Genomic DNA, 24,008 nt, shown 5'->3' with positions numbered 1-24,008 from the left:
CTGAGACACGGATGACACGTCGCGGCGGCGCAGCAAGCCGGCCCACGGGACCTTGGGCTACCATGGACGTTTGAGACACCCGTCCCCATTTCGTCAGCACATCCTTCCGGAGGCTATCCATGACCATCAAGGTCGCCATCAACGGTTACGGTCGTATCGGTCGCAACATCCTGCGTTCGCTCTACGAAGCGAAGAAGAACGGGCAGGACATCCAGATCGTCGCGGTCAACGACCTCGGCAACGCCGAGACCAATGCCCATCTGACGCAGTACGACACGGCCCACGGCCGGTTCCCGGGCGAGGTGTCGGTGGACGGGGGCGACCTGATCGTCAACGGCGACCGCATCAAGGTGTTCGCCGAGCGCGATCCGTCGAAGCTGCCGTGGGGCGACCATGGCGTGGACGTGGTGATGGAATCCACCGGCTTCTTCACCTCGAAGGCGAAGGCCAGCGCGCACATCGCCGGCGGCGCCAAGAAGGTCATCATCTCCGCCCCGGGCGACAAGGACGTGGACGGCACCTTCGTGTACGGCGTGAACCACGACAAGCTGACCTCGGCGCACCAGGTGATCTCCAACGCCTCGTGCACCACCAACTGCCTGGCCCCGCTGGCCAAGGTGCTGCACGAAAAGATCGGCATCGTGCACGGCCTGATGACCACCATCCATGCCTACACGAACGACCAGGTGCTGACCGACGTCTACCACTCGGACCTGCGCCGCGCCCGCAGCGCCACGCACAGCCAGATCCCGACCAAGACGGGTGCCGCCGCCGCCGTGGGCCTCGTGCTGCCGGAACTCAACGGCAAGCTCGACGGCTTCGCCATGCGCGTGCCGACCATCAACGTCTCGGTGGTCGACCTCACCTTCACGGCCGCGCGCGCGACCACGAAGGAAGAAATCGACGCCGCGATCAACGAAGCCGCGAACGGGGCGCTCAAGGGCATCCTGTCGGTGAACACGCAGCCGCTGGTGTCCATCGACTTCAACCACAATCCGCATTCGTCCATCTACGACGCCACGCAGACGCGCGTCATGGAAGGCACGCTGGTGAAGGTGCTGTCCTGGTACGACAACGAGTGGGGTTTCTCGAATCGCATGCTCGACATGGCCAAGGCGCTCATGACGGCGAAGTAAGCCGTCGCGACAATCGAATAAGCACGGCCATCGGGGGGTCCGCAGTCATGCGGGCCCCTTTTTGCTTTCACGGAGGAAGTGCATGCTTCGTCGATCCATCCTCATTGCCTGCGCAGGCCTTTCGGTCGCCGTCACGGCGGCAGCCCACTGCGTGCCATCCGGCCTCACACCGGCCGACATCGCGCACCACGGCCTCTTGGATCCGTCGATATCCGCCGAACGACGGCAGCGGCTTGCCGACCGACTGCTGTGCTCGGCCCTCGCGGGACACGCGGCCAGCCAGGAACTGGCCGGCACGCTTTACCTGCAGGGGCGCGCCCGCCGCGGCAACATGTTCCCCCGGGACATTCCACGCGCACGGCGCCTGCTGACGGCGGCCGCCGATCGTGGGCGGCAGCGGGCCATGCGTGCACTCGCGGAGCTGGAACTGGCCGACGGGCATGCCCACGAGGCAGCGCTCTGGTCTCGCGTAGAGCAGGAACTGTACGGGGGATCCAAGGTGGCATCGTCTGACGCACACCCGGGTACCGGCAGGTCAGCGACCCGCGATCATCGCCTGGACGCCGAAGTGAGCCTCAAGGTACAGGCCATACTCGAGGCGCTGGCTGCGGACTCGCAACCGCGCACTGAGTGAGCGAAAGATACGTCATGGGCAGGCGCCCACATCGTGCGGACGCCTGCAGACGCGCGATCAAGCCTTCGCGATCGTCTGCTCGATGGCGCCGAAGACCGACTTGCCGTCCGCATCGGTGACGTCGATGCGCACGATATCGCCGAAGGAGAGGAATGGCGTCGATGCCTTGCCATCGCGCAGCGTCTCCACTGTGCGCTGCTCGGCCAGGCACGATGCGCCCTTCGACGTGTCTTCGTTGGCGATGGTGCCGGAGCCCACCAGCGTACCGGCGGTAAGCGGGCGGGTTTTCGCCACGTGCGCCACCAGCTGTGCGAAGTTGAACTGCATGTCGACGCCACATTCCGCTTCGCCGAACCATGCACCGTTGATCCAGGTGCGCATGGGCAGGTGCAGCTTCTCGTCACGCCATGCGTCGCCGAGCTCGTCGGGCGTAACGAACACCGGCGACAACGCCGAACGCGGCTTGGACTGGAGGAAGCCGAAACCCTTCGCCAGCTCGGCAGGGATCAGCCCGCGGAGCGAAACGTCGTTGACCAGGCCCACGAGCTGGATGTGGGCAGCGGCTTGCGCGGGCGTCACGCCCATCGGCACGTCGTCGGTCACCACCAGCACTTCGGCCTCGAGGTCGATGCCGAACTCTTCGCTGGGCACCACCACGGGATCGCGCGGTCCGAGGAAGCCCGCACTCGTGGCCTGGTACATCAGCGGGTCGGTATAGAACGACGCCGGCACCTCGGCCCCGCGCGCCCGGCGTACCCGTTCCACGTGAGGAAGGTAGGCACTGCCGTCCACGAACTCGTAGGCCCGCGGCAACGGCGCGGCGAGTTTTGCCACGTCGAGGTCGAAGGCGCCCTCCGCCTCGCCTGCGTTCAGGCTTTCCGACAGCGCATTGAGGCGCGGCGCCACCACGTGCCAGTCGTCCAGTGCCGCCTGCAGCGTGGGTGCGATACCGGTGGCCTTCACGGCGCGGGCGAGGTCGCGGCTGACGACGACGAGCGTGCCGTCGCGGCCGCCTTCCTTGAGTGACGCGAGTTTCATGCGGTTCCCTTGGTTTTCACTTGGCCGACGGATCGAAGTGCTTCTTCAATCCGCGCCAGCATTCGTAGTAGTCGTCCTGCAGCGTCTTCGACGCGAGGGCCTGCCGGCTCGGCCGGATGACCTTGCGGGTCTCGAACATGAACGCCATGGTGCCCACAATGTGGTCGGGACGCGAGGTGTCGGCATCGGACGCTTTCTCGAAACTGGCCGAGTCGGGGCCATGGCCGCTCATGCAATTGTGCAGGCTGGACCCGCCCGGCACGAAGCCGCCGGCCTTCGCGTCGTAGGCGCCGTCGATCAGGCCCATGAACTCGCTCGCCACGTTCCGGTGGAAGTACGGAGGCCGGAACGTATGCTCGGCCACGAGCCAGCGCGGCGGGAAGATCGCGAAATCCATGTTCGCCACACCCGGCGTGTCGCTGGCCGAGGTGAGCACGGTGAAGATCGACGGATCGGGATGATCGACGGCGATTGAACCGATGGTGTTGAACCGGCGCAGGTCGTACTTGTAGGGCACGTAGTTGCCGTGCCACGCCACCACGTCGAGCGGCGAGTGGTCGATACGCGCCGCCCAGAGCGCACCCTGGAACTTGGCCACGAGGGCAAACTCGCCGTCGACATCCTCATAAGCGGCTACCGGCACGAGGAAGTCGCGCGCATGCGCCAGGCCGTTCGCGCCGATGGGACCGAGGTCCGGCAGGTGCAGGGGCGCGCCGAAGTTCTCGGCCACGTAGCCGCGAGCCTCGCCGTCGGGCAATTCGACGAGGAAACGGATGCCGCGCGGAACGACCGCGATTTCCAGCGGCGCCACGTCCAGCACGCCCAGTTCGGTACGAATGCGCAGCCCGCCCTGCTGCGGAACGATCAGCAGTTCGCCGTCGGCGTCGTAGAAATAGCGCCCTTCCATCGAACGGTTCGCGGCGTACAGGTGGATGCCGACGCCCGCCTGCTCGGCGCCGCCGCCGTTGCCGCCCATCGTGAACAACCCGTCGAGGAAATCGCGGGGCTCGGACGGCATCGGCAGCGGATCCCAGCGGAGCTGGTTGGGCGTGGCCGGGCCCTCGTCGAAACGGTTGTGGAAGGTGCCGTGTTCCATCGCCGCGAAGGGCGAATGTTGCGCGGCCGGCCGAATGCGATACAGCCAGCTGCGCAGGTTGCGGTGGCGCGGCGCGGTGAACGCACTGCCCGACAGCTGCTCGGCGTAGAGGCCCCTGGCCACGCGCTGTGGCGAGTTCTGCCCGGTAGGCAGCACGCCTTCCACGGCTTCGGTGGCGAACTCGTTACCGAAGCCGGTCTGGTACCCGCGCGTATCGTCGGAATGGCTCATCGTGGCGGTCCTGGGTCGATGGCGGCCTGTAATGATGCGTCAGAGCACGCCGCGGCGCATCTGGTCGCGCTCGATCGACTCGAACAGCGCCTTGAAGTTGCCGTTGCCGAAGCCCTCGTTGCCCTTGCGCTGGATGATCTCGAAGAAGATCGGCCCGATGTTGTTCTGCGTGAAGATCTGCAGCAGCAGCTTCTTCTTGGTCTCGTCGTCGGCGTCGATCAGGATCTTGCTGGCCTGCAGGCGCGGCACGTCTTCGCCGTGGTCGGGCACGCGCGCTTCGATCACTTCGTAATACGTGTCCGGCGTATCCAGGAACGCGACGTCCTGCGCACGCATGGCTTCCACCGACTCGTAGATGTTGTCGGTGAACAACGCGATGTGCTGGATACCCTCGCCGTTGTACTCGCGCAGGTATTCGTTGATCTGCGACTTCTCGTCGGAGGACTCATTGAGCGGAATGCGCACCAGGCCGTCCGGCGCGGTCATCGCCTTGGACACGAGGCCGGTCTTCGCGCCCTTGATGTCGAAGTAGCGGATCTCGCGGAAGTTGAACAGGCGCTCATAGTATTCCGACCACTTCTCCATATTGCCGAAGTGCAGGTTATGCGTGAGGTGGTCGATGAAGGTGAGGCCGAAACCCTTCGGATGACGGTCGACGCCCGGCAGCCATTCGAACGCCGCGTCGTAGACCTCGCCCTTGGGGCCATAGGTGTCGATCAGGTACAGCGCCGCGCCGCCGATGCCTTCGATGGTGGGCACCTCGAGCGCCAGCGTTTCAGGCCTGAAGCCGATCTTCTGCGCACCGTTCGACAACGCCGTGGCCTGCACGTCCGTGGCCGGACGGTTGAAGCGGATGGCGAAGCCGCAGGCGCACGGGCCGTGCTTGGCGACGAAGTCGGACGCGAACGAATCCGGTTCCTCGTTCACCAGGAAATTGCAGTCGCCCTGGCGGTAGAGGGTGATGTTCTTCGTCTTATGCTTCGCCACCGCCGTGAAGCCGAGCTTCGGGAACAGCGCGTGGAGCATGGCGGGGTCGGGCGCGGCGAACTCGACGAACTCGAAACCGTCGACTCCTTGGGGATTTTCGAAGGTGGTGACCTGCATGCCGATATTGGGCTGGGCGCTCATGGGCGATACTCCTGGCGACGGGGGTGGCTTCACGCCGTATACCCTTGATTTATAGTTTCACTTGTAACCATTTGCAAGGACCAGTGCAGCATGACATCCGACGCCGTTCCCGCCCATGCCCCTCTGGAGTTAGAAAACTTCCTGCCCTATCGGCTCTCGATCCTGTCGAACACGGTGAGCCAGTCGATCGCCGAGGAGTACACGGACCGTTTTCAGCTCAGCATGACGGAATGGCGTGTCATGGCCGTGCTGGCCCGTTTCGCCGATCTCTCGGCCCGCGAGGTCGCCGAGCGCACGCGCATGGACAAGGTGGCCGTGAGCCGGGCTCTCGCCCGGCTGGTGGAAGCGGGCCGGGTGGACCGCAGCATCCACGACGGAGACAAGCGCCGGTCGGTGCTCAAGCTGTCCGAGGCCGGCTGGGCCATTCACGACGAAGTGGCGCCACTGGCCCGCGAGCACGAACGCGAGCTTCTGGCGCGGCTGGACGTGACCGAGCGGGAGCAGTTGAACCGAATTCTGGACAAGCTCATGTCGCCGTAAGGCTGCAAAAGCCAACTGTGGGAGCCGCTTCAGCGGCGATGCCGCGGCAGCGGGCACGGTTCCGCGAACCCATCGCCGCTGAAGCGGCTCCCACATGAAGCAGCCGTTCCGATGAAGAGTTATTTCACCCCGTGCATCAACCGGTTGATCAGCGGTGCGATCAGGAACAGCACGATGCCAGCACCCACCAGCAGTTCGAAGCTGAAGGTGAAGCCTGAGAGCGCCGAGCCCACCGTCATGCCGGTTTCGCCGCTGATGTGTCCGGCGAGCAAACCGGAGAGGTTGTTGCCGATGGCGGTGGAGAGGAACCAGCCACCCATCGCCAGGCCCACCACGCGGATGGGCGCCAGCTTCGTGACCATCGACAGGCCGATAGGCGACAGGCACAGCTCGCCGATGGTCTGCAGCACGTAGCACGCGGCCAGCGGCCAGAACGGAATCAGGCCCTGCCCGTCCACGAGGCTCTTCAGCGCATACATCAGCACCAGGAAGCCCAGGGCATTGAAGATGAGGCCGAGGCCGAACTTGCGTGGGATCGACGGCTCCTTGCGGAACCTGGCGGACCAGTCCCACGCGAGCGCCACCACCGGCGCGAAGACGAGGATGGCCGCCGAATTCACCGACTGGAACCAACCGGTCGGGAATTCCCAGCCGAACATCTGACGGTCGACGATGTTCTGCGCCAGGAAGTTGAACGAGCTGCCGGCCTGTTCGAAGAACATCCAGAACAGCACGTTGAACGCGAAGAGCAACAGCATGGCGATCACGCGATGGATCTGGATGCGATCGTGCCGCACGGCCTCGACGACCAGCATCACCGCCACGCCGATGAACAGCACACCCAGCAGCCATGCGATGAACACCGCGCCGGCCTGCGCCATCAGGAGGTACACCAGCGGAATGGCGACGAGGATGCCGACGATCACCGCGATGAGGTTCTTGCCTTCATTCCGCTCCGGCGGCGGCACGCCCACGCCGAGCAATTGCTTCTTGCCGAACAGGAACCAGAAGAAGCAGATGGCCATGCCGATGCCGGTGGCGGCGAACACCACCTTGTAGTTCTGCTGCAGCGGCGTATCGGTGATTACCGAGGCCAGCCATCCGGTGACCAGCGGCGCGAGGAAACCACCGAGGTTGATACCCATGTAGAAGATGGTGAAACCGCGATCGCGGCGATCGTCGCCCACCGGATAGATCTGCCCGACCAGCGATGAGATGTTCGGCTTGAAAAGCCCGTTGCCCACGATGACCGTCGCCAGGCCGGCAAGGAACACCTGCTGGTTGGGCACCATCACCATGAACAATCCGCTGCCCATCACCACCGCCCCGAGAAGGATGGAGCGCTGGTAGCCGAGGATGCGGTCGGCCACCCAACCGCCGAAAATGGCCGAGGCATAGACAAGCGCGAGGTAGGCGCCATAGGTGCGGCTGGCGTAACCCTGGCCCGACTGGTCGCCCTGGAAAAACTCGGCGACGATGTACAGGGTGAGGGCCCAGCGCATGCCGTAGAAGGCGAAGCGCTCCCAGAATTCGGTCATGAACAGCATCCACAGGGGACGCGGGTGACCCATGGTCTGCGGGTAGTCGGGCACGGGCCGGGCGGCGGCTGGGGCGGTCGGTGTCATGGCTTCCCTTGAGGACGGTTCGTGCAAGGTGTTTAGCTGGACCGGCCCGAGGCGTCAAATTGTGGGAGCCGCTTCAGCGGCGATGGGTGCTCGCAGCAAGCTTGCCCGCTGCCGCGGGATCGCCGGCATAGCCGGCTCCTACAAAGGCTTGGCTTACGTGCCGAGGATCGTCCGCACTTCGATCAACTCCGGAAAGAACGACTGCTCCAACGCCTTGCGCAGGAAGGCCACGCCGGACGAACCGCCGGTGCCCTGCCGGAAGCCGATGATGCGTTCCACCGTCTTCATGTGGCGGAAGCGCCAAAGCTGGAACGCCTCCTCGATGTCCACCAGTTCCTCGCTCAGGTGGTATTCCGACCAGTACTGCGCGGTGTCTTCGTAGATTCGCTTGAACACCGGCAGCAAGGCGGCCTGGCTCGTCCAGGGCTGGGTCACGTCGCGCTCGATCAGCTCCACCGGCACCGGGTGGCCCCGCCGGGCCAGGTAGCGCAGGAACTCGTCGTACAGGCCCGGCGCTTCGAACGTTGCCCGCAGGCGCTCGTGGGCCACGGGGTCGTGTTCGAACACACGGAGCATGTCGGCGTGCTTGTTGCCGAGCAGGAACTCCACCATGCGGTACTGCAAGGACTGGAAGCCGGACGAAGGCCCCAGCACGTCGCGGAATTGCAGGTACTCCGCCGGCGTCAGCGTTTCCAGCACGCCCCACTGCTCGTAAAGCTGGCGCTGCACTTGCTTGACGCGGGCAAGGATCTTCAGCGTGGCATTCACGTCGTCGGCCCGCAGGCGCGCCAGTGCGGCCTCCAGTTCGTGGATCATGAGCTTCAGCCAAAGCTCCGACGTCTGGTGCTGGATGATGAACAGCATCTCGTCGTGGTGCGCGGGCTCGCTGCGCAGGTGCTGCGCCGTGAGCACCTGGTCGAGCTTCAGGTACTCCCCATAGGTAAGGCGCCCGTCGAGATCGGTGCGGATGCCGGGTTCCAGGTCGCGCTGTGGATGGGCCATGGGTCGGTTTCACATTGAGGGGTTGACAAGGCCCGAAAGCCGCGCCGCAAAGCCATTACCGGGGCAATGACGGGAATAGTCATGCTGCGCCGTACCTTGCCGGGTGATAATACCCCTGATATCTAGTCCGGCTCGCAAGAACCTAAAGCCGTGTCGCGCCCCGCTGGATGGGCCTGGCCGCTTCCCCACTCGTGCGTGTCGTTTCTAACCATCCCCTGGGAGCGAGTCGTGTCCATCGCCGCCAAGTTCGAAATCGAATACCTGCAATACCTTGACCAGGACGGCAAGGAAACCGGTAAGGAACTCCCCGAATTCGCCAAGGACCTCGACCACATGGTCGAGCTCTACAAGCTCATGGTGTCCACGCGCGTGTTCGATGCCAAGTCGATCGCACTGCAGCGCACCGGCAAGCTGGGCACCTACGCATCCTGCCTGGGCCACGAGGCCGCGCACGTGGGCATCGGCAGCGCCATGCGCCGCGAAGACTCGCTGGCCGTGTCGTATCGCGAATACGGCGCACAGCTGTATCGCGGCGTGAAGCCGCGCGAGGTCTACACCTACTGGGGCGGCGACGAGCGCGGCAACGATTTTGCCGATGCGCCCGCGCACGACTTCGCATGGTGCGTGCCCATCGGTACGCAATGCCTGCACGCCGCGGGTTCCGCGCTGGCCTTCAAGATCCGCAAGGAACCGCGCGTGGCCGTATGCACCATCGGTGACGGCGGCTCGTCCAAGGGCGACTTCTACGGCGCGATCAACGTCGCCGGCGCGCAGCAGCTGCCGCTGGTGGCCGTGATCGTGAACAACCAGTGGGCCATCTCGGTACCGCGCCGCATCCAGAGCGGTTCCGGCACGCTGGCCCAGAAGGGTATCGCGGCCGGCCTGCACTGCATCCAGGTGGACGGCAACGACATCATCGCCGTGCGCAAGGCGATGGAAGACGCGCTCGAGCGTGCCCGCTCCGGCAATGGCGGCAGCGTCATCGAGGCCGTCACGTACCGCCTCGGCGACCACACCACCGCCGACGATGCCCGCCGTTACCGCGGCGAGCAGGAAGTGAAGGACGCCTGGGAACGCGACCCCGTGCCGCGCCTGCGCAAGTGGCTCGAAGCCAAGGGCCAGTGGGACGATGCGAAGGAAGAGGCCTGGAAGGCCGAGTGCGACGACTGGATGGACAACGAGGTGAACGCGTACCTCGAATCGAAGGTGCAGCCGGCCACGGCCATGTTCGATTACCTGTACGCCGAACTCCCGGCCGACCTCGAAAAGCAGCGTGAACTCGCCGCTTCCCTCGATCGCAAGTAAGGACTTCTTCCCATGGCACAAATCACTCTCATCGAAGCGGTGACCCAGGCGCTCGCGTATGAAATGCGCAACGACGATCGCGTCGTCGTGCTGGGCGAGGACGTCGGCGTCAACGGCGGCGTCTTCCGCGCCACGCAGGGCCTGCAGGAGCAGTTCGGCGAAGAACGCGTGATCGACACGCCGCTGGACGAAACCACCATCGCCGGCATCACTGTCGGCCTTGCCGTCCAGGGCATGCGCCCCGTGGCCGAGGCCCAGTTCGAAGGCTTCATCTACGCGATGATGGAACACATCGCCTGCCACGCCGCGCGCATGCGCAACCGTACGCGCGGCCGCATGACCGTGCCGGCCGTGTGGCGCGCGCCCTGGGGCGGCGGCATTCGTGCACCGGAGCATCACTCCGAGGCCAACGAACACCTGTTCACCAACATCCCGGGCCTGCGCGTCGTGATGCCTTCGTCGCCCGCCCGTGCCTACGGCCTGCTGCTCGCCGCCATCCGCGATCCGGACCCGGTGATCTTCTTCGAGCCCAAGCGCATCTATCGCCAGTACAAGGAAGAAGTGCCCGACGACGGCGAGGCCCTGCCGCTGGACGTGTGCTTCGTGCTGCGCGACGGCACCGACGTCACCCTGGTGACCTGGGGCGCGCAGGTGAAGGAATGCCTCGAGGCTGCCGACGCTCTGGCCGAAAAGGGCATCAGCGCCGAAGTGATCGACGTGGCCACCCTGACCCCGCTCGACTTCGACACCATCGCCGAGTCGGTGACCAAGACCGGCCGCTGCGTCATCGTGCACGAAGCCCCGAAGACCGCCGGCTTCGGCGCCGAGATCGCCGCCCGCCTGTCCGAGGAGTGCCTCTACAGCCTGCTCGCGCCGGTGGAACGCGTCACCGGTTTCGATACGCACATTCCGCTGTTCCGCCTGGAAATGAAGTACCTGCCCAGCGTCGAACGCATCGTCGAAGCCGCCGAGCGTACGCTCGCCGCCTCCTGAGGAAACCCTAGACATGGCCGACATCAAGACCTTTTACCTGCCGGACCTCGGCGAGGGCCTTCCCGACGCGACCGTCGTCGAGTGGCACGTCAAGGAAGGCGACACCATCAAGCTCGACGCCCCGCTGGTGTCGATGGAAACCGCGAAGGCCGTCGTCGACGTGCCCTCGCCCTACTCCGGCACCGTGAAGAAGCTGCACGGCGCCGCTGGCGACATCATCGAAACGGGTGCCGCGCTGGCCGACTTCGAGATCGACCCGAACGCGCGCCAGCGCGCCGAAGCCGAATCCACCGGCCATCACCACGGCCCGAAGAAGGGCGTGGGCAGCCAGGCGCCGGACGATGCCAGCAAGGTCATCGCCTCCGACGACGGCGGCGAGATCGAGTCCGGCAACGGCGGCGACCGTGAAGACGAAGGCACCGTGGTCGGCGCCATGATCAGCGGCAATGCCGTGCACACCGAGCAGGTGAGCAGCGCCGGTGGCGTGAAGGCCGTACCGGCCGTGCGTGCGCTGGCGAAGAAGCTCAAGGTCGATCTCACTCGCGTGCAGCCCACGGGCGCTGGCGGCGTGATCACCATGACCGACGTGAAGAACGCCGCCGCCAACGGCAGTGCCGCGCTCGGTGCCGCACCGGCCCGTCCGGCCTCTGCCCAGCACCTCGCGCCCACCCTGCCCGAACCGGGCCCGGCACCGCAGCGCACGGCCGTTTCGCAGGCCGGCAAGGCCGTCCGCACCGCGCCCCCGGGCAAGGACGCGATGGGCCAGCCGGAACAGCTGAAGGGCGTGCGTCGCAACATGGCCCGCGTCATGGCCGAGGCACACGCCAACGTCGTGCCGACCACGATCGTCGACGACGCCGACCTGCACGCCTGGATCGGCAAGCAGGACATCACGGCACGCCTGATCCGCGCGGTCGTCGTGGCCTGCAAGGCGGTTCCGGCGCTCAACGCCTGGTTCGACGGCAAGAACCTCAGCCGCACGCTGCATCCGCACGTGGACATCGGCATCGCCGTGGACACGGACGACGGCCTGTTCGTGCCGGCCCTGCGCAACGCCGACGTGCTCGACGGCGCCGGCATCCGGGCCGCGATCAAGCGCCTGCGCAGCTCGGTGGAAGACCGCACCATCCCGGCCTCGGAACTCGCGGGCTACACCATCAGCCTGTCGAATTTCGGCATGTTCGCCGGCCGTTACGCCACCCCGGTGGTCGTGCCGCCGACCGTGGCCATCGTCGGCGCCGGCAAGCTCAGCCACGACGTGGTGGCGGTGATGGGCGGCATCGAAGTGCATCGCCGCATGCCGCTGTCGCTCACCTTCGACCACCGCGCCGCCACGGGCGGGGAAGCCGCGCGCTTCCTGAAGGCGATGATCGACGACCTGGGTTTGCCTAACTAAAAGGCATCGCCGATAAATCGGCTCCCACACAGGGCAACCGTGCCTTGTGTGGGAGCCGCTTCAGCGGCGATGGGTGCTCGCCCCGGTGGTACCCTACACCGATGCTCAACAACGACACCCTCCGCAGCATCCGCTACATGCTCGACCTCGGCGACGTCCACGTCGTCGAGATCATGAAGCTCGCCGGTTTTCCCGCCACGCGCGAACAGGTGGAGCCGTGGCTTCGCAAGGAAGACGAACCCGGTTTCGCCGAGATGCCCGACGCCGCCATGGCGCACTTCCTCGACGGCCTCATCGTGCACCGTCGCGGCCGCGACGAAAGCCAGCCGCCCCGCCCCGTCGAAACGCGGGTGAACAACAACGTGGTGCTGAAGAAGCTGCGCGTGGCCTTCGAACTGAAGGAAGACGACATCCTGGCGATCATGACCGAGGCCGGCTTCCGCGTGTCGCGCGGCGAGATCAACGCCCTCTTCCGCCAGCCGAAGCACAGCAACTTCCGCCTGTGCGGCGACCAGTTCCTGCGCAACTTCCTGAAGGGTCTCACGCAGCGGCTGCGCGGCGCATAAGCCTGTCGTCCCAGCGCAGGCAGGGATCCAGCGACTCTGCGCACGACCGAGCCGGAAGGCTCTGGATTCCAGCCTTCGCAGGAATGACGGGTGCACGCAACGCTCACGCAAATCCCGCGCCCGCAGGGCTACGATGCGGCCTCCTGCCCTTCGGAGGTTGCCTCATGCACCACAGCAGACTGTGCGCACTCGTTCTCGATTGCCAGGACGCCGATCTCGCCACCGCCGCCGAATTCTGGAGCAAGGCCCTCGGCAAACCCATCAAGAGCACGGACGAAGAAGGCGACGGCAAGTACGCGACGCTGGAAACCGCACCGGACGAACTCCAGATCCTGCTGCAACGCGTCGACCACCCAAGCCGCGTGCACCTCGACATCGAGGCCGACGACCAGGACGCCGAAGCCGACCGGCTCGAAAAGTTGGGCGCGAAGCGCATCGGCTTCGTGAAACGGTGGTGGGTCATGGAAGCTCCGACCGGCCACCGCTTCTGCATCGTACGCAAGCAGGCCGAGCAGTTCGGCCCGCACCTGAATACCTGGGACTGAGTCCGAGGTTTCGTGTGGGAGCCGCTTCAGCGGCGATGGGTACTCGCGGACAGGCTTGCCCGCTGCCGCGGGATCGCCGCTGAAGCGGCTCCCACAACGATGCGCCTGCTTTTACGGCGCGCGCTTTTTCCAGACCAGCTGGCGGATGACGAGCGCCACGATGAGCACCGCCACGAATGCCCCGTAGCCATAAAGCGCAGGCACTACCTGTTGCCAGATGGCGCCGCTCTTCGGGCCAAACTGGTCCGCGGCGGGGAGTTCCACGGCGTCATAGGACATCAACGCCGCCTGGAACGCCGCGACCGTGGCGGCGAGCAGCGCCAGCAGATCGAATCCACGGCGCGACGCATTCCGGATGAGCGACTTCGGGTACGCCCAGTAGGCCCACCCGAGCACGATCAACCACGGGGCCAGCAGCAGGATCGAGAGATAGCGCATGTCAGGCCTTCCGGCTCGCTGTTTTCGTGGCGGCTTCCTCGGCCGTGGCGGCCGCCAGGGCGTCGAGGGCTTCGCGCAGGCGTACCAGGGATGCCGCACGGGCTCCCTCGTCGGCATGCGACACGCCGTGAGCGACGGCCTTGCCGTCGATCAGAAGCGCGAGCTGGTCGCCCTGCGGCTCCACCACCGCCTGGGCGCCGCCCAGGCTGGACAAGGCCTGGCGCAAGGTGCCCGCGGCCTTCGGATCCGCGAACGGCACCGAGAGCAGCAGTTCCTCGCCATCCGTGCCGAAGAGGCGGAAGCGGAAGCTGCCGTCGCTGTCGCGGAAGCTGGCGAAGCGCGGCGGCTTGGCTTTCGATGCCGCCGGCGTCGCGGCGGGCGCCTGGTGCGTGGCCAGCTTGTGGCGTGCGCTGCGCAGGCCTACTGCCTCGCGAAGCGCCTCCACGAGCGGGCCGGCGATGGCACGCGCCTTCGCGGCACCGGCGAGGAGGATGTCCTCCATCTGCCCCGGGCTCGCCATCAGCGCGTCGTAACGTTCGCGCATCGGGGCCACTTCGGCATCGACGCGATCGAACAGCACCTGCTTGGCTTCGCCCCAGGCCATGCCGCCGCGCAGCGCCTCGGCGAATGCCGCGGTTTCCGCCGGCGAGGCAAACGCCTTGTAGATGGTGAACAGCGCGGAATCCTCGGTGTCCTTCGGCTCGCCCGGTGCGCGCGAGTCGGTGACGATCTTCATGATCGCATCGCGCAGCGCCTTCGGGCCGCCTTCGAACAGCGGAATGGTGTTGTCGTAACTCTTCGACATCTTGCGTCCGTCGAGGCCCGGCAGCGTGGCCACCTGTTCCTCGATCAGCGCTTCGGGCATCACGAAGAACTCATGGCCGTACGTGTGGTTGAAGCGCTGCGCGATGTCGCGCGCCATCTCGATGTGCTGGATCTGGTCGCGTCCCACCGGCACCTTGTTCGCGTTGAAGGCGAGGATGTCGGCGGCCATCAGCACGGGATACATGTAGAGACCGGCCGTGATGCCCGCGTCGGCGTCTTCCTGGTTCTCGACGTTGCGGTCCACCGCCGCCTTATAGGCATGGGCGCGATTGAGGAGCCCCTTCGACGTGACGCAGGTGAGCAGCCACATCAGTTCCGGCACTTCCGGCACGTCGGACTGGCGATAGAAGGTGGTCCGTTCCGGATCCAGGCCCGCGGCCAGCCAGCTGGCCGTGATCATGAGACGCGAGGCCTCCACGCGGTCGGCGTCGTCGCTCTTGATCAGGGCGTGGTAGTCGGCCATGAAGTAGAACGCGTCGACGTTCGGATCCCGGCTGGCCTGGATGGCCGGCCGGATGGCGCCGACGTAGTTGCCGAGGTGCGGCGTGCCGGTGGTGGTGATGCCGGTAAGGACGCGGGTGTGCATGGGAAGCATGGGCCTGACGGACGGAAACCGACCGAGTGTAGCCCGCGCGGCGGCCGGGCGGCGACCCTGCCGTGTGGCAGGATGCCGCGTCAGCGCATCAGGGTGGACTTGCCGAACAGGGACTCCACCAGGTCCACCGCCAGCTTCGCGGTCTGGTTGCGTTTGTCGAACGCGGGGTTCAGTTCGACGATGTCGAGCGAGCCGACGCGGCCGGTGTCCGCGATCATCTCCATGCACAACTGCGCTTCGCGGTAGTTGGGGCCGCCACGCACAGTGGTACCCACGCCCGGGGCAATCGACGGATCGAGGAAATCGACGTCGAAGCTGACGTGCAAGTGCGTGTCTTCGTCGACCCCGGCCAGCGCTTCTTCCATCGCGGCCTTGATGCCGATCTCGTCGATGTAGCGCATGTCGTAGATGTCGAGGCCCACCTCGTGCACGAAGCGCTTTTCGCCCTCGTCCACCGAGCGGATGCCGATCTGGCGGAACACGTCGGGCGTCGTGGCCGGCACCGTACCGCCGATGTGTGTGAGCGCATCGGGGCCGTAGCCGCAGAGGCAGGCCACCGGCATGCCATGGATATTCCCCGACGGCGTGATCTGGCTGGTGTTGAAGTCCGCATGGGCGTCGAGCCAGAGCACGCGGAGCTTCTTGCCCGTCTCCCGGCAATGCCGGGCCACGGCGGAGATCGAGCCGATGGCGAGGCAGTGATCGCCGCCCAGCATCACCGGCAGGTGGCCCTCGCCCAACGCGGCATGGATCGCGTCGTGCACGGCCGTGTTCCATGCCACGACCGCCTCGAGGTGCCTATAGCCGTCCGTCGGCGGCTGCCACGGGTTGAGCGGACCGGACAGGTTGCCGCGATCCACGACGTGCATGCCTCGCTTCGCCAGGCGCTCCGCGAGGCGGGCGACACGCAGGGCCTCCGGGCCCATCGAACTGCCACGGTGACCGGCACCGATGTCGGTGGGGACGCCGACGAGGGCGACCGAGCGGGTGGTTGGACTCATGACGGGATACTCAGGGAGAAGGATGTTCTTGCACGAGCGGGCGGCCTTCGGCGCGCCAGGCATCCGCACTGCCCTCGAGGAGCTTCACGTTCGTGTAGCCGAGCGACTGGGCCCGATGCGACGCCATGCGCTGGGCCATCGCGTCCCGGGAGACGTCCTGCGCCCCGGCCATACAGGACCAGAGCACGACGGCGAACAGGAACGATGCACGGATGCGACTCATCGGCGAAGTTTACACCGCCTCCCGATACGGCCACGTTGCAGCGCGACAGAGGGGCGGCGAGTTGGCACCATAGGTCAACCTTTCCATAGACCCCGACCATGATCCGACTGGACGACGTGCAGGCCTTCGTGCAGGCCGTGGACGCAGGCAGTTTCTCGGCCGCGGCACGCCTTTCCAGCGTGACGCCCGCCATGGTCAGCAGCGCGGTGCAGCGGCTCGAAAAGGAACTGGGTGTCCGGCTCTTCATCCGGTCCACGCGAAGCATGCGCTTGTCCGACGACGGCGAGCGCTACCTGCCGCACGCGCGCGCGATGCTGGATTCGCTCGCAGGCGGCGCGAGGGCGCTGGCGGAAAGCCGCGGCGAAATAAGCGGACCGCTACGCCTGGCGGTGCCGTCCGACCTCGGCCGGAACGTCCTCCTGCCATGGCTCGACGACTTCCAGGAGGCGCACCCAGGCGTGTCCCTGCAACTGCGGATCAGCGATCGCACCACCGATCTGCACCGCCACCCCATCGACGCCGCCGTGCGTTACGGCACGCTCGACGACTCCGGCCTGGTGGCCCAGCCACTGCTTCCCGATAACCGCCGGGTGCTTTGTGCCTCCCCCGATTACCTCGCCCGGCATGGAAGGCCCACGCACCCCGACCAGCTCCGCGATCACAACTGCCTCTGTTTCGTCTGGGGCGAGCAGGTGCACGACCGCTGGAATTTCGAGCTTCCGGATGGCCTCAGCACAGTGAGGGTCATTGGCAATCGCATCAGCGACGACGGGGAGGTCACGCGCCGTTGGGGGCTCGCGGGTCGTGGCGTCGTGTACAAATCGCATGCCGACGTGGCCGCCGACCTGAAAGAAGGACGCCTCGTCGACCTCTTTCCCGGCATGGGCGAACGCTCGCCGTTGAACCTCGTTACAGCACACCGCACACAGTTGACGCTCGCGGTGCAGCAGCTGCGCGACTTCCTGCGCGAGCGGCTCGTCGATTGGGTGGGGTAACCAGATTCCCGCCCCGCCACAGGTTCACTGCTTGTCCTGATCGACGCATTCGCGCCGTACTGGATAGTCCAATGGTGCCGGCACCCGGATTCGAACTGGGGACCTACCGCTTACAAGGCGGTTGCTCTACCAACTGAGCTATGCCGGCGAAGGTTGGGGAGTTTATCAGAAGCAGCCCGTGCTTCGCGCCGCGATGCCGGGGGTGCGGATGCCCCGGCGGATGTCGGTGGCCGCCTCGTCGGGGACCACCACGTCGAGCCACCACACGGGCGTGGTTTCCGTGCGCTCGCTCATGCGGGCCGGGAACCCCGCGGCGATCACTTCGTCTCGGCGCTTGCGGGCGTTGGCGGGGTCGTGGAACAACCCCAGCGCTACCGAGTTCTGCAATTCGCCCGCGGCGGTGACGACGAAATAATCCTTGATGCCCTTCGCTTCCAGCCGCCGGGCCTGGGCCAGCGCCAACTCGCGCGTGGCCTGCGCCGGCAGGAAGACGCGCCATCCGTGCGACTCGCTGGTCTGCTCCTGGCGCTGCCTGCTGCGCACGGTGCGCGAGGCGATCGCGGTACGTGCAGCGCGCAAGTCCACCTGGTTCGGGAAAGGCCCCAGCGCGAGGCAGCGGTAGCTGCGACGCGGGCTCGTCGGGACGGTGGCGGCTGCAACCGGCGACACCTCGGCCGAAGCCTTCTGCTGCGGCGTGGTGGGCTTCGGCAGGGGCGCTGCCGTGACGGGTGCGGCTGGCGTGGACGCGACGGGGGGAGGCGGAAGCGGCGCCAACGAAGTCGACGACGGCGTCGCTGCGGGTGCTGTCGAGGAAGCGGCGGCCGGCGATTCCGGCACTTCGGTCAAGAGCTTCAGCTTCGGCACGCCGCCGTCGTTCGGATCCATTGCGTGCGTGCCCGAATCGCCCAACAGCAGCCACGCGGCCACGGCGATGTTCAGGGCGATCAATAGAACGAAGAGCAAACGCAGAAGCATGATGGCCTTGGGTCATCCGATGGGGCCTGCTCGCGTTCCCCTGTAAGAACCGGCAGCGTCCGGATTCTAGGCGATATTTCTCGCCGGAGCATGCGTCCTGGCCCACACCGCCAACCCGCGCAGCACGGCATCGGGAACGAGCTCTACCGTGCGCACGAGCAAGGGCGCGAGCACGTCGGCATCCCCCCCCCCCAGCGTGACCGACGGTGCGCCACCGAGTTGCGGCGCCACCCGATCGACGAAACGATCCACGAGCGCGGCGCACGCCTGCCAGCAACCCGACGCCAACCCGTCGGCGGTATTGTCGGCAAGGTCGCGCACCGAGCCCGGATGTTCCGGGCGGACCTGCGCCGTGGCCCCGAGCACCGACTGCTGCATCAACAGCGGACCCGGTGCGATCCAGCCGCCCAGGTGGCGGCCCTCGGCATCCAGCGCATCGAGCGTGAGCGCGGTGCCCACGCTGGCCAGCACGGAAGGCGCGCGGCCGGAGGCGAAGGTGTCCACCATGGCAAGGAAGCGGTCCACGCCGAGGCGATGGGGTTCGGCATAGGCGTTGGTGACACCGCAGGCCCGGGCCGGCGTGCGCACCCAGGTCGTTTCCAGGTCGAACGCGCTGCCCACGGCGACGGCCACCGCCGTCTCGCGGGCGGCGTCCACGACGGACGCCCCGACGACGCGCTGCGGCATGGGCCAGCCGCTCCAGAGCGCGGCGAGTTCATGCGCGATGTCGGCATCCCACGCGAAGGCGCCACGGTGAACGAAGTCGTCGCCGTCGAGCAGCGCGAACTTGAGCCGGGTGTTGCCGAGGTCGAGGAGCAGGATCATGGCGCCGCCTTGCGAACCGACACTTCCGCGCTGTCGACGGTGGCGCGTTCGCCGTTCGCTCGCCGTACGCGCAGCGCGCCGCGTTCGTCCACGCCTTCACCCGTGGCATCGTACTCGCCGCGCGGATCGATGATGCGCAACGGTTCGCCACGAAGCAGGTCGTTCGCCGCATAGTCCTCGGCGAAAGCCGCGAAGCCGTGGCGCTCGAAGGCGACCAGCCCTTCGGCGAGTTCCGTCACGACCGCGGTCGCGATGCGGTTGCGGCCCGGCGGATCGCCGCCCATCAGCGAGGCAAGGTCCGTGATCGGCTGGCCCGCCCTCTCGTGCAGGCTGTCCGGCAGGCGGATATTGAGTCCCACGCCGATCACGGCCGCGCAGGGTCCTGAGTATTCGCCCGACAACTCGACGAGCACGCCGGCGAGCTTCGCATTGCCTGCCAGCACATCGTTCGGCCATTTCAGGCCCGGCGTGCGGATGCCCAGTTCAGCCAGCCCGCGCAGCAGCATCACGCCCACCGCCAGCGACAGGCCCGAGAGCGACGCGAAACCACCGTCGAAGCGCTTCAGCACCGAGAGATACAGGTTCATGCCCGGCGGCGAGAGCCAGGTGCGGCCACGACGACCCCGGCCGGCGGATTGTGCCTCGGCCAGCACGAACGACAGATCGTCGAGCACGGGAATGCGCCGCGCGAGCTCGCTCGACGTGGAATCGATGTCCCAATGCACCTCGAGCATGCCGACACGGGCCGCGGTGCCCGGGGCAAGTCCCGCGCGGATGGCCTGGGCGTCGAGCAGTTCGGTGCGCCACGGCAGGCGATAGCCGCCGCCGACCCGGGCTTCCACCGGCACGCCCTTGAGGCGCAGCGCCTCGATCTGCTTCCAGACGGCCGCGCGCGTGACCCCGGCCTGGCGGGCCAGGGCCGCGCCGGACACGGCATCGCCGCCGGCAAGGGCTTCGAGGAGATCGCGTGCGAGCATGGCTACCGTCCGGCCGTCAGGCGGCCGTTGTCGAGGTGGGGAAGAGCCGGGACATCCGTGGATTCTAGGGCAGCGGCACGGTTTTCGCCCGTTCCCGCAGCACCGGCATCCCCGGCAACGTCCAGCACTGGCACGCCCGTGAAAATTCTGCGAGGATCGGCCGTCCCCCTTTACGTCCCGAAGGGGCCCAGGGTTTACCGATGAACGCCAGACCGTACATCTTCGGATGTCTGTGCCTCGTCGGTGCCGCCGGCACCGCCGCCGCTTCCGACATCGACCCGTCCACTGGCCTGCTCGCTCCCAGCGCGGCCGGTTCGTCGTCGTTCGAAGGCAGCTCGCGCGCGTCGCAGAGCGGTCGCGAAACCAGTGGCGGCGACGCGGCATCCCCGCGTCCCGCAAGTTCGCGTCGCGGCACCACCCCTCCGCCGGTAACGTCGCCCGTCGATGTCGACGACGGCACGCACGGCGATTCCTTGCCGCTGCGTCCGGGCGTGCCGAACTGGCAGTCGCTGCTTCCCGGCTCGATGCTCTGAGCGTTCCCGGCCGTACTTCGTGGGCGTCTTCCAGTCGCTGATCGCGCGCTTTCGCGCTCCCGTCCCACCCATCGACGACACGCTGTGGCGCCAGGCGATGGCCCGCGTGCCGCTGGCTCGGGCGCTCGACGCGCCGCGTGCGCATTACCTGCGTCAGCTGGCTGCCGCCTTCCTGCACACGAAACGGTTCCAGGCACTGGGCGGCGCCGAGCTGGACGATTTCTGGCGCCTTGCCATCGCGATGCAGGCAAGCCTTCCAGCCTTGCCGCAGGGGCCGAAGGCGTTCAAGGGATGGACGAACGTGCTCGTGTATCCCGGCGAGTTCAACGTGCGCCGCAGCCACCACGACGCACCGACCGGTGTCGTCACCGACAGTGACGACACGCTGATCGGCGAGGCATGGGACCGCGGCCCCATGGTCCTGTCACTTGCCGATGTGGCACTCGATCTCGAAGCGCCGTGGGACGGATTCAATGTGGTCGTGCACGAGATGGCGCACAAGCTCGACATGCTCGCCGCTCCGGCGAACGGCGTGCCTCCGCTTCCGTCATCGATGAATCGCAGGCAGTGGATCGAAACGATGCAGCGTGGGTTCGACACGCTGTCCAAGACGGTCGACCGCGGCCGGCGCACGGCCATCGATCCGTATGCCGCCGAAGCGCCGGAGGAATATTTCGCGGTGACGAGCGAACTGCATTTCTCGCAGCCGGCACTGTTGCGCGAGGCGGAACCGGAGGTGGCAAAGTTGTTGGAAGCGTTCTACGGTCCGTCGCCGGCACCATAGAGGTGCACTGCTCTTGTGGGAGCCGCTTCAGCGGCGATGGGTGCTCGCGAGAAGGTTGCCCGCTGCCGCGGGATCGCCGGCACAGCCGGCTCCCACAAAAAACTCCTAGGGCGGCGGCAGCTTCACGCTGAAGCGCGCGCCACCCAGTTCCTCGGAGCGGTCCACGTGCAGTTCGCCCTGGTAGGCCTTGATGATGTCCTGCACGATGGAGAGGCCGATGCCGTGCCCTTGCACGCGCTCGTCGCCGCGCACGCCACGCTGGAGGATCTTTTCGATCTTGTCGTCGGGAATGCCGGGGCCGTCGTCTTCCACCACCAGTTCCAGACCGCTGCGACCGCGCATCTTCCCGAGCGACCGCGCCGACAGCAGCACGCGATGCGACGCCCACTTGAAGGCGTTTTCCAGGAGATTGCCCATGAGCTCGAGCAGGTCGCCCTGCTCGCCCGGGAACGTCACGCCTTCCTCGATCTCGAACTCGCACAACACGTTCTTCGCGGCGTAGACCTTCTCGAGGCTCTGCACGAGATCTTCCGCATGTCCCGCGATGGGCTCGACCGACGCGATGGTGCGGCGTCCGGATGTCGCGGCGCGCGACAGCTGGTAGGCCACGATCTCGTCCATGCGGCGCACCTGGTCGAGGATGTCGCCGCGCAACTTTTCGGCGTCGCCGCCCGATTCCAGCTGCGAACGGACCACGGCGAGCGGCGTCTTCAGGCTGTGCGCCAGGTCCGCCAGCGTGTCGCGGTAACGCGTGCGCTGTTCGCGCTCGCTGTCGATGAAGGCATTGAGCCGCCGCGTCAGCACGGTCAGTTCGACTGGATACGGCCCGTCGAGGTGGTCGCGCGTACCGCGCTCGATGTGCGCGAGGTCGCTGGATACGCGGCGCAGCGGCAGCAGGCTCCAGCGCAGCAGGAACAGCTGCAGCAGCATGAGCATCATGCCGAGCATCGCCAGCCACAGGAACTGCGTACGCCGGTAGGTGGCCACCTGCCGTTCGAACTGGTCCTCGGTCTGCGCCACCGCGAAGGTCAACGGCACGCTGCGCTTTTCCGTGCTGTCGAGCGACACGCCATAGCTGAAGACGTACAGCTTGCCGCTGCGTGTTTCCACCGGCTCGAAGGCGGTCTCGCCCGGCGACAGCATGCGCACGAAATCGAAGTCGCGGCCCAGCGCCGACGACGACTCCCAGCGGAACCCGTCGTTGCCGACGATGATGGCGTACAGGCCCGAGCCGGGGCGGGAAAAATCGGGATTCGGCTGGCTGTCCGGTGTGGTGACCTTGCCGGCACGCGTGATGTCGGTACCGGTGATGTACGCGATGGCGTAGTTGTGCAGCCGGTCGTGCATCGCCGACAGCTCGGACGCATAGTTCGCCTTGTTCTGGGCGAGACCGGTCAGGCCGAGGAAGGCGGCCAGCGCGAAACCCGTCGCCAGTGCCGCGCGCGCGGCCAGCGAGAGGGGCCGGCGTCGAATCGATGAAGCGGTGTCCATGCTTCGAGGTTACCTCGGGGCGGCGGGCCCGACGGCCGCGCCGCCCGGGGAATCAGTCTTCGTCCGCTTCGTTGCGCGGGATGGCGAAACGATAGCCGCGGCCGCGCACGGTTTCGATGGGCTTCAAGGCGCTTTCCGGATCGAGCTTGCGGCGCAGGCGTCCGATGAAGACCTCCAGCACGTTCGAATCGCGGTCGAAGTCCTGCTGGTAGATGTGCTCCGTGAGGTCCGCCTTCGAAACCAGCTCGCCGGCGTGCAGCATCAGGTATTCCAGCACCTTGTACTCGTAGCTGGTGAGGTCGACCTGGCGGCCCTCGACGGTGACCGTCTGCGCCGTGGTGTCCAGCTTGATGGGACCGCAGGCGAGCACCGGCTTCGACCAGCCGCTGGCGCGGCGCACCAGCGCGTTGATGCGCGCCAGCAGTTCTTCCACGTGGAAGGGCTTCACCAGGTAGTCGTCGGCACCGTACTTCAGGCCTTCGACCTTGTCCTGCCAGCTGCCGCGGGCGGTGAGGATCAGGATGGGATAGCGCTGGCCGTGCTCGCGCAGGGCCTTCACCAGGTCCATGCCCGAGAGCTTGGGCAGGCCCAGGTCGATGATCGCGAGATCGAACGGCACCTCGCGTCCCAGGTACAGGCCTTCCTCGCCATCCTGGGCGGCATCGACGGCGAAACCGTCGCGCTTCAGGCGCGCGGCGAGGGTCTCGCGCAGCGGGGCCTCGTCCTCTACGAGCAGGATTCGCATCAATGTTTCTCCTTGTTGTCCCCGGCACTGGCGTCCAGGGGCTTGGCGGTTTCGGTACGGACGGGCACCACCTTGACGTGGCCGTCGAGGGTGAGCACCTTGACCCGGTATTCGGTGATGCGGCCGCGCTCGACGAGCCGTGTATCCGCCGACAGCACTTTTCCCCCGGTGTCCTTCTGCACCTTGCTTACCGCCTGCTCAAGCGACATCGACTGGTAGGCCGACGCCACCGCAGGCAAGGCAAGGCAGAGCGCGGCGAAAAATAGCGGACGAAACGTGATTTTCATGTGGGGCGCGGGAAAGCCGGGGCAAGCCATTCGGCCGATCATGCCCAGCCCCGCCCCTGTCTCTTATACACATCTGACT

26 protein-coding genes and 1 tRNA gene are annotated in these 24,008 nt (G+C 66.7%); 11 read left to right on the top strand and 16 right to left on the bottom strand.

Translation table 11 applies throughout. The annotated features are described in order from the left end of the window. The first annotated feature begins 119 nt into the window (after nucleotides 1-119). Entirely contained in the window at nucleotides 120-1,136 is a 1,017-nt protein-coding gene (gene gap / locus ACPYOD_RS08375) for a type I glyceraldehyde-3-phosphate dehydrogenase (RefSeq protein ID WP_481301279.1), read from the top strand. 82 nt (nucleotides 1,137-1,218) lie between these two features. Then, nucleotides 1,219-1,770, top strand: coding sequence for a hypothetical protein (locus ACPYOD_RS08370; protein WP_481301278.1), 552 nt, complete (start codon nucleotides 1,219-1,221; stop codon nucleotides 1,768-1,770). A 57-nt stretch (nucleotides 1,771-1,827) separates the two neighbouring features. Here the strand turns inward: ACPYOD_RS08370 and ACPYOD_RS08365 are convergent, their stop codons facing one another. From ACPYOD_RS08365 to hppD, 3 genes are read right to left on the bottom strand one after another with little or no spacing between them, the layout of a single operon-like run. Next, on the bottom strand, nucleotides 1,828-2,808 hold the full coding sequence (locus ACPYOD_RS08365) for a fumarylacetoacetate hydrolase family protein (protein ID WP_481301277.1): 981 nt from the start codon (nucleotides 2,806-2,808) through the stop codon (nucleotides 1,828-1,830). Between the two features lie 16 nt (nucleotides 2,809-2,824). Beyond that, nucleotides 2,825-4,135, bottom strand: coding sequence for a homogentisate 1,2-dioxygenase (gene hmgA / locus ACPYOD_RS08360; RefSeq protein ID WP_481301276.1), 1,311 nt, complete (start codon nucleotides 4,133-4,135; stop codon nucleotides 2,825-2,827). A 39-nt stretch (nucleotides 4,136-4,174) separates the two neighbouring features. Beyond that, nucleotides 4,175-5,263: a 4-hydroxyphenylpyruvate dioxygenase gene (gene hppD / locus ACPYOD_RS08355; RefSeq protein ID WP_481301275.1), complete on the bottom strand. Its 1,089-nt coding sequence runs from the start codon at nucleotides 5,261-5,263 to the stop codon at nucleotides 4,175-4,177. Nucleotides 5,264-5,353: 90 nt separating this feature from the next. On the opposite strand from hppD, the gene ACPYOD_RS08350 reads away from it, so the two are divergent. Next, nucleotides 5,354-5,803 carry a MarR family winged helix-turn-helix transcriptional regulator gene (locus tag ACPYOD_RS08350; protein WP_481301274.1) on the top strand — a complete coding sequence of 150 codons (450 nt, stop codon included), beginning with the start codon at nucleotides 5,354-5,356 and terminating at the stop codon, nucleotides 5,801-5,803. 119 nt (nucleotides 5,804-5,922) lie between these two features. On the opposite strand, the gene ACPYOD_RS08345 is transcribed toward ACPYOD_RS08350, so the two are convergent. Next, the gene (locus ACPYOD_RS08345; RefSeq protein WP_481301273.1) at nucleotides 5,923-7,428 is read right to left on the bottom strand and encodes a peptide MFS transporter; all 1,506 of its coding nucleotides are present in this window, start codon (nucleotides 7,426-7,428) and stop codon (nucleotides 5,923-5,925) included. A 153-nt stretch (nucleotides 7,429-7,581) separates the two neighbouring features. Next, nucleotides 7,582-8,430 (bottom strand): tryptophan 2,3-dioxygenase, encoded by an 849-nt coding sequence (locus ACPYOD_RS08340; RefSeq protein WP_481301272.1) that lies wholly within the window; start codon nucleotides 8,428-8,430, stop codon nucleotides 7,582-7,584. Between the two features lie 228 nt (nucleotides 8,431-8,658). On the opposite strand from ACPYOD_RS08340, the gene pdhA reads away from it, so the two are divergent. The 5 genes from pdhA (at nucleotide 8,659) to ACPYOD_RS08315 (ending at nucleotide 13,235) form a co-directional block, all read left to right on the top strand. Further along, on the top strand, nucleotides 8,659-9,735 hold the full coding sequence (gene pdhA, locus ACPYOD_RS08335) for a pyruvate dehydrogenase (acetyl-transferring) E1 component subunit alpha (protein ID WP_481301271.1): 1,077 nt from the start codon (nucleotides 8,659-8,661) through the stop codon (nucleotides 9,733-9,735). A 12-nt stretch (nucleotides 9,736-9,747) separates the two neighbouring features. After that, complete coding sequence (locus ACPYOD_RS08330) at nucleotides 9,748-10,728, top strand: alpha-ketoacid dehydrogenase subunit beta (protein WP_481301270.1); 981 nt, start codon at nucleotides 9,748-9,750, stop codon at nucleotides 10,726-10,728. Nucleotides 10,729-10,741: 13 nt separating this feature from the next. Further along, nucleotides 10,742-12,124 carry a dihydrolipoamide acetyltransferase family protein gene (locus ACPYOD_RS08325; protein ID WP_481301269.1) on the top strand — a complete coding sequence of 461 codons (1,383 nt, stop codon included), beginning with the start codon at nucleotides 10,742-10,744 and terminating at the stop codon, nucleotides 12,122-12,124. A 101-nt stretch (nucleotides 12,125-12,225) separates the two neighbouring features. After that, nucleotides 12,226-12,690 (top strand): YehS family protein, encoded by a 465-nt coding sequence (locus ACPYOD_RS08320; RefSeq protein ID WP_166699503.1) that lies wholly within the window; start codon nucleotides 12,226-12,228, stop codon nucleotides 12,688-12,690. A 164-nt stretch (nucleotides 12,691-12,854) separates the two neighbouring features. Further along, the gene (locus ACPYOD_RS08315) at nucleotides 12,855-13,235 is read left to right on the top strand and encodes a VOC family protein (RefSeq protein WP_481301268.1); all 381 of its coding nucleotides are present in this window, start codon (nucleotides 12,855-12,857) and stop codon (nucleotides 13,233-13,235) included. Nucleotides 13,236-13,346: 111 nt separating this feature from the next. On the opposite strand, the gene ACPYOD_RS08310 is transcribed toward ACPYOD_RS08315, so the two are convergent. The 4 genes from ACPYOD_RS08310 to ACPYOD_RS08295 form a co-directional block, all read right to left on the bottom strand. Further along, nucleotides 13,347-13,673, bottom strand: a complete 327-nt coding sequence (locus tag ACPYOD_RS08310; RefSeq protein ID WP_481301267.1) for a hypothetical protein — start codon at nucleotides 13,671-13,673, stop codon at nucleotides 13,347-13,349. 1 nt (nucleotide 13,674) lies between these two features. Next, nucleotides 13,675-15,084: a tryptophan--tRNA ligase gene (locus ACPYOD_RS08305; RefSeq protein WP_481301266.1), complete on the bottom strand. Its 1,410-nt coding sequence runs from the start codon at nucleotides 15,082-15,084 to the stop codon at nucleotides 13,675-13,677. An 89-nt stretch (nucleotides 15,085-15,173) separates the two neighbouring features. Then, on the bottom strand, nucleotides 15,174-16,094 hold the full coding sequence (rocF, locus tag ACPYOD_RS08300) for an arginase (RefSeq protein WP_481301265.1): 921 nt from the start codon (nucleotides 16,092-16,094) through the stop codon (nucleotides 15,174-15,176). A gap of 10 nt (nucleotides 16,095-16,104) precedes the next feature. Continuing rightward, nucleotides 16,105-16,317, bottom strand: a complete 213-nt coding sequence (locus ACPYOD_RS08295; protein WP_481301264.1) for a hypothetical protein — start codon at nucleotides 16,315-16,317, stop codon at nucleotides 16,105-16,107. Between the two features lie 98 nt (nucleotides 16,318-16,415). Here ACPYOD_RS08295 and ACPYOD_RS08290 point away from each other — a divergent pair, with 98 nt between their 5' ends. Next, nucleotides 16,416-17,312 carry a LysR family transcriptional regulator gene (locus ACPYOD_RS08290; protein ID WP_481301263.1) on the top strand — a complete coding sequence of 299 codons (897 nt, stop codon included), beginning with the start codon at nucleotides 16,416-16,418 and terminating at the stop codon, nucleotides 17,310-17,312. A gap of 72 nt (nucleotides 17,313-17,384) precedes the next feature. On the opposite strand, the gene ACPYOD_RS08285 is transcribed toward ACPYOD_RS08290, so the two are convergent. The 4 genes from ACPYOD_RS08285 to ACPYOD_RS08270 all read right to left on the bottom strand — a co-directional run bounded on the left by ACPYOD_RS08285 (nucleotide 17,385) and on the right by ACPYOD_RS08270 (nucleotide 20,089). After that, a tRNA-Thr gene (locus ACPYOD_RS08285) sits at nucleotides 17,385-17,460 on the bottom strand. Nucleotides 17,461-17,477: 17 nt separating this feature from the next. Continuing rightward, nucleotides 17,478-18,287: an SPOR domain-containing protein gene (locus tag ACPYOD_RS08280; RefSeq protein ID WP_481301262.1), complete on the bottom strand. Its 810-nt coding sequence runs from the start codon at nucleotides 18,285-18,287 to the stop codon at nucleotides 17,478-17,480. Nucleotides 18,288-18,353: 66 nt separating this feature from the next. Beyond that, nucleotides 18,354-19,112: a type III pantothenate kinase gene (locus tag ACPYOD_RS08275; RefSeq protein WP_481301261.1), complete on the bottom strand. Its 759-nt coding sequence runs from the start codon at nucleotides 19,110-19,112 to the stop codon at nucleotides 18,354-18,356. After that, complete coding sequence (locus ACPYOD_RS08270) at nucleotides 19,109-20,089, bottom strand: biotin--[acetyl-CoA-carboxylase] ligase (protein ID WP_481301260.1); 981 nt, start codon at nucleotides 20,087-20,089, stop codon at nucleotides 19,109-19,111. The genes ACPYOD_RS08275 and ACPYOD_RS08270 overlap by 4 nt, the downstream gene beginning before the upstream one ends. Before the next feature lie 200 nt (nucleotides 20,090-20,289). Between ACPYOD_RS08270 and ACPYOD_RS08265 the strand changes: the two genes are divergently transcribed. Both ACPYOD_RS08265 and ACPYOD_RS08260 read left to right on the top strand, forming a co-directional pair. After that, nucleotides 20,290-20,622: a hypothetical protein gene (locus ACPYOD_RS08265; RefSeq protein WP_481301259.1), complete on the top strand. Its 333-nt coding sequence runs from the start codon at nucleotides 20,290-20,292 to the stop codon at nucleotides 20,620-20,622. Between the two features lie 19 nt (nucleotides 20,623-20,641). Beyond that, a complete protein-coding gene (locus tag ACPYOD_RS08260) occupies nucleotides 20,642-21,406 on the top strand; it encodes a M90 family metallopeptidase (RefSeq protein ID WP_481301258.1) in 765 nt (254 codons plus the stop codon). Between the two features lie 105 nt (nucleotides 21,407-21,511). Here ACPYOD_RS08260 and ACPYOD_RS08255 read toward each other — a convergent pair whose 3' ends face one another. The 3 genes from ACPYOD_RS08255 to ACPYOD_RS08245 are packed head-to-tail and all read right to left on the bottom strand — an operon-like array spanning nucleotide 21,512 to nucleotide 23,929. Further along, entirely contained in the window at nucleotides 21,512-22,897 is a 1,386-nt protein-coding gene (locus tag ACPYOD_RS08255; RefSeq protein ID WP_481301257.1) for an ATP-binding protein, read from the bottom strand. Nucleotides 22,898-22,949: 52 nt separating this feature from the next. Beyond that, nucleotides 22,950-23,642 carry a response regulator transcription factor gene (locus tag ACPYOD_RS08250; RefSeq protein ID WP_072321955.1) on the bottom strand — a complete coding sequence of 231 codons (693 nt, stop codon included), beginning with the start codon at nucleotides 23,640-23,642 and terminating at the stop codon, nucleotides 22,950-22,952. Next, nucleotides 23,642-23,929, bottom strand: coding sequence for a PepSY domain-containing protein (locus ACPYOD_RS08245; RefSeq protein ID WP_481301256.1), 288 nt, complete (start codon nucleotides 23,927-23,929; stop codon nucleotides 23,642-23,644). The genes ACPYOD_RS08250 and ACPYOD_RS08245 overlap by 1 nt, the downstream gene beginning before the upstream one ends. Nucleotides 23,930-24,008 lie beyond the last annotated feature (79 nt).

This window comes from Luteibacter sp. HAY1-4A, assembly GCF_056755355.1.
The sequence above is the reverse complement of the archived record's forward strand: the minus strand, read 5'-3'. Positions and strand labels throughout refer to the sequence as shown.